2 protein-coding genes are annotated in these 4,806 nt (G+C 62.3%); both read right to left on the bottom strand.

Translation table 11 applies throughout. The annotated features are described in order from the left end of the window. Positions 1-1,970 (bottom strand): condensation domain-containing protein (locus B9A19_RS21665; RefSeq protein WP_139799060.1); only part of this gene is annotated, 1,970 nt, incomplete at its 3' end. Continuing rightward, positions 1,967-4,806: non-ribosomal peptide synthetase (locus tag B9A19_RS21660; protein WP_139799059.1), on the bottom strand; the 2,840-nt coding region annotated here is incomplete at its 5' end. The genes B9A19_RS21660 and B9A19_RS21665, both read right to left, overlap by 4 nt.

Here is a 4,806-nt window from a genome sequence, read left to right as displayed (position 1 = left end):
CCGCTATCGGCCAGCATGCTGGCCTGACGCTCGCCGGGCAACACGGCATCCAAAGGCAGATAGACGCCACCGGCCTTGAGGATGGCGAGTTCGGCCAGCACCAGATCGGCGCTGCGCGGCAGCGAGAGGGCGACGACCTGACCGGGCAGCACGCCAGACCCGATGAGGGTGTGGGCCAATACGTTGGCGCGGGTGTTCAGCTCGGCGTAGGTCCAGACCGTATCACCGGACACCACGGCAGCGGCATCAGGCTGGGCTGCAACATGCTGTTCGAACAAGGCCACCAGACCGCTCTCGCGTGGGTAGGCGTAGGCGGTGTTGTTCCAGTCGGTGAGCAGGGTGTGGCGTTCGGCCTGCGGCAGCACATCCAGCTGGTTCAACGCGGTATGCGGTGCGTTGTTCAGCGCAGCCAGCAGGCTGGCCAGCGCATCGTGCATGAACTGGCAGACGCGTGCCGGATCAATGGGTCGTGCGACCTGCGCAGTGAGCAGGAAGCCCTGGCCCAGGTCGTCGACCGAGAAGGTCAGCGGGTAATTGGTGCGTTCGTGGCCGCTGAGTACTTCCATATCATCGGTCAGCTCGGCCGTCAGTTCTTCTGGTGTGGCATCGAGATCAACAGGGGTATGGCGGACATTCAGCAAGGACGAAAACAACGGCGTCGGCGATACCACGCCACTGCAGCGCTGCGCCAGAGCCAGTGGTGCATGCTCGTGCCGCAGCAGTTGGGCCAGCACGCGGTGCGCATCCTTCAGGCCGGTTTCGGCACCGGTCTCGTTGATACTCAAGCGGATCGGCAAGGTGTTGATCGACATGCCCAGCACGCGATCCGCCTGCGCCCCGCCCTTCATGCGGCCGAACAATACGGTGCCGAATACTACGTCACTGCGGCCGCTGACCTTGGCCAAGACCATTGCCCAAGCCAGATGCATCAGGCTGGCAGCGCTGATGCCCAAGGTGCGTGTGGCATTGCGGATGGACGCGGCCAGCTCGGCAGGCAGCAATTGGCTGGCCTCGTGGATGTCACGACCATCGCCCTGCACGTCCAGCAGGCCAAACGGTGCGGTCGGCTCGTTGATGTCACCCAGCAATTGCTTGAAGAACGCTTCGTGCTCGTCCTGGCTGACGCCCAGACGGGCTTGGGCAACGAAGTTGCGGAACGGCACGGCTTGCGGCAATTCGCCGGCTTTGCCTTGTTCGATGACTTCGGCTTCTTCGACCAGCAGTTCCAGCGTGGTGTGGTCGATGGCAATGTGGTGCGCCAGGATATGCAGCAGCCAGCGATTGTTCTGTGCGTCTTCCACCACATGGCACGCCAGCAGCGGGGCCTGCCGCAGGTCGATGCGGATGCGGCGCGGGTCGAATTCATCCTCGAGCCAGCTGGCGACAGCGGCGATACCGGCATCAATCGTCAACCAGGTTACCGGCAACTGCGCCTTGCGATGCACCACCTGAACCGGCTGGCTGATGCCATCCCACACCATGCCGGTGCGCAGGATATCGTGACGGTCGATCACCTGTTGCAAGGCAGACAAAAACTGCTCAACCCGCTCGCGGCGCGGAAAGCCCAGCAAGTTGGGTTGCAGATACGGGTCGCCGATCTGCGCCATCAAATAATGGAACAGGATGCCTTCCTGCAACGGGGCCAGCGGGTAGATATCCTGCACATTGGCCGCACCACCGGGCACGGTTGCCACCGCGGTGTCGATTTCTTCCTGTGTCAACGTAACCAGTGTCAGCATGTCCGGCGTAATGCGGAAAGCAGGGCGAGCCTCGCCCAGCACTACCGGTGCCCCGCTGGCCTGCTCCAGTGCCTGCAAATGCGTCAGCAATTGCGCCTTGTATTGCTTCAGTTCGGCCGCCAGCTCGGCGTTCATGGCCCCGCGCGGTGCGCGGATGACCAGCTCGCCTGCATCAAGTTGTACGCGTATCTGCTTTTCGTCCAGCTTGCCCAACAGGTTCTCAAAACTCACAGCCTGAACTCCTCGAAATCATCTTCTGCAACATCCGCCGCGCCGTCTGCATGCGGCTGGGCGGGAATCAGGTTTTCCGGTACCACGATGTCGTCGCTCTCGCGGCTGGTCGCGGCAGCCAGATCGGCCAGCGTTTCTGCGCTGAACAGCGTGCGAATATCGGTAAACAGCGACGCGCTGCGCATGCGTTCCACCAGGCGAATTGCCAGCAATGAATGCCCGCCGAGTTCAAAGAAGTTGTCGTTGCGGCCGACTTGCGACAGGCCCAGCAACTCGGCCCAGATTTGCGCCAGTTGGGCTTCGGTCTCGCCAATCGGGGCTTCGTAACCGCGCCGCACCAGATGACTGCCTTCCGGCGCCGGCAAGGCGCGTCGGTCCAGCTTGCCGTTCGGGGTCAGCGGCAGGCTGTCCAGCCGCACATAGGCCGCCGGTACCATGTAGGGCGGCAGGTTGGCGATGGCCAGCGTGCGCAATTCCTCAATCGGCGCATCGCCCAGGTAATAAGCCACCAGACGTTTGTCGCCCGGGCTGTCCTCTCGTGCCAGCACCACCACCTCGCGCACATCAGGGCAATGCGCCAGCTTGGCTTCGATTTCGCCCAGCTCGATACGGAAGCCGCGAATCTTGACCTGGAAGTCGTTGCGGCCCAGGTATTCCACCGTGCCATCCGGCAGCCAGCGGCCAAGGTCACCGGTCTTGTACAGGCGGGCATTGGCAGCATCATTGCTGAACGGATTGGCGATGAAACGTTCTGCCGTCAGTTCCGGCCGATTGAGATAGCCCCGTGCCACGCCGGCGCCACCCACATACAGCTCGCCTATTACGCCAACCGGTGCTGGCAGGCCATGCGTATCAAGGATGTAGAGGCTCAAGTCGGGGATACGCCCGCCTATCGGGCTTGCCCCTTCACGCTGCGCATCGGCGGCGGTCAACGGACGATAAGTGACATGCACCGTGGTTTCGGTGATGCCGTACATATTGATCAGCTCGGTCTGCTGGTTCTGCTCACGCTCGTACCAAGGCTTGAGCGTGCGCAGTTCGAGTGCCTCACCACCGAAAATCACCCGGCGCAGAGCATGGGCACCGGCATGGTTGGCCTGCACTGCAGAAAGCTGCAGGAAGGCGCTCGGTGTCTGGTTCAGCACGGTCACGCCACTGCTGCACAGCAGGTCGTAAAACTCTACCGGCGAACGCGCCACATCCAGCGGCACAATCACCAGCTTGCCGCCGTATAGCAGCGCGCCCCAGATTTCCCATACAGAGAAATCGAACGAGAACGAGTGGAACAGGCTCCATACATCGTCACGGCCAAAGCCGAACCAGTTATCGGTGCTGCCGAACAAGCGCACCACATTACGATGCTCGACCATCACACCCTTGGGCTTGCCAGTGGAGCCAGAGGTGTAAATTACATACGCCAGATGGTGTGGTGCAGTGGTCACTGCATAGCCGGGCAGATTTTGTGTGGGCAGCTCTTGCCACAGCGCGGCATCAGTCACCACATCCACGGTTCGGACAGCCAGCTCACCCTCGCCCAATGCGGCCTTCCCGCTTGCATCCAGCAATAACAAGGCAGGCTGTGCGTCTTCCAGCGTGTAACGCAGGCGGTCGGATGCGTAAGCCGGGTCCAGCGGCACATAGGCACCACCGGCCTTGAGCACTGCCAGCAGGGCAACGATCTGCGCAAAACCACGCTCGACGCAAATGGCCACCAGCGTATCCGCCGCCACGTCTTGTCCGCGCAGCCAGTACGCCAGCTGGTTGGCCTGCGCATTCAGCTCGCCGTAGCTCAGTTGCTGTTCACCCAGTTGCAGCGCAACCGCATGCGGATCAAGCGCGGCCTGCGCCTCGAATAACTCGTGCAGGCATTCCTGCACTGCCGGGCTGTCCGGCAGCGTATTCCAGCCGTCCAGCACTTGCTGGCGTTCGTCACGCGGCAGGATATCGAGCTGCGTGAGCAATTGCCGCGGGCGTTGCGTCAAGGCTTCAAGCAGCACCTGCAGCGCATTCAACATCATGGTGTTGATGCGATCCGGCGCAATCGGGCTGGTCGCCTGCGTTTTGAAATGGAAGCCTTCACCCAGATCATCAATGGACAAAGTAACCGGGTAATTGGTGCGGTCCTCGGTGACGCGGAACTCCATATCGTCATCTTCGGCCTCCACCTGCTGGCTGCCTGCTTCTACTGCGGCGGCCTCGGCCATCAGGGTCTGGCTGGCATGGCGGTAGTTCAACAGCGCCGTAAACAAAGGCGCCGGCGCCACCACCCCACTACACCGCTGCGCCAGCGCCAACGGCGCATGCTCGTGCTTCAACAACTGCGCCAGCACCTTGTGCGTCGCCTTCAGGCTGGCTTCGACTTCGTGTTGGCCGACGTCCAGCCGTACCGGCAGGGTGTTGATGAACATGCCCATCACGCGGTCAGCGTGCTCACCGCCTTGCATGCGGCCCAGCAACACCGTGCCGAATACCACGTCATCCCGGCCGCTGGTACGGGCCAGCACCAAGGCCCAGGCCAGGTGCATCAGGCTGGCGGCGCTGACGCCGTGGCTTCTTGCTTGCTGGCGGATCTGGCTGGACAGTTCATCCGGCAGGTGCAGGCTGGCTTCCTGCACGTCGCTGCCGTCACCTTGCACATCCAGCAGGCCAAACGGGGCGGTCGGTTCGTCGATGTGGCCCAGCAGTTCGGTGAAGAACTGTTCGTGTTCCTGTTCGCTGACGCCCAGTCTTGCTTGGGCGACGAAGTTGCGGAACGGCACCGGGGCCGGCAGTTCGGCTTCACGGCCTTGTTCGATCAGGTTGGCTTCCTGGATCAGGATGTCTTGGGCGGTGTGAT

It is taken from the genome of Andreprevotia lacus DSM 23236, from assembly GCF_900176275.1.
GTDB lineage: Bacteria > Pseudomonadota > Gammaproteobacteria > Burkholderiales > Chitinibacteraceae > Andreprevotia > Andreprevotia lacus.
The sequence above is the reverse complement of the archived record's forward strand: the minus strand, read 5'-3'. Positions and strand labels throughout refer to the sequence as shown.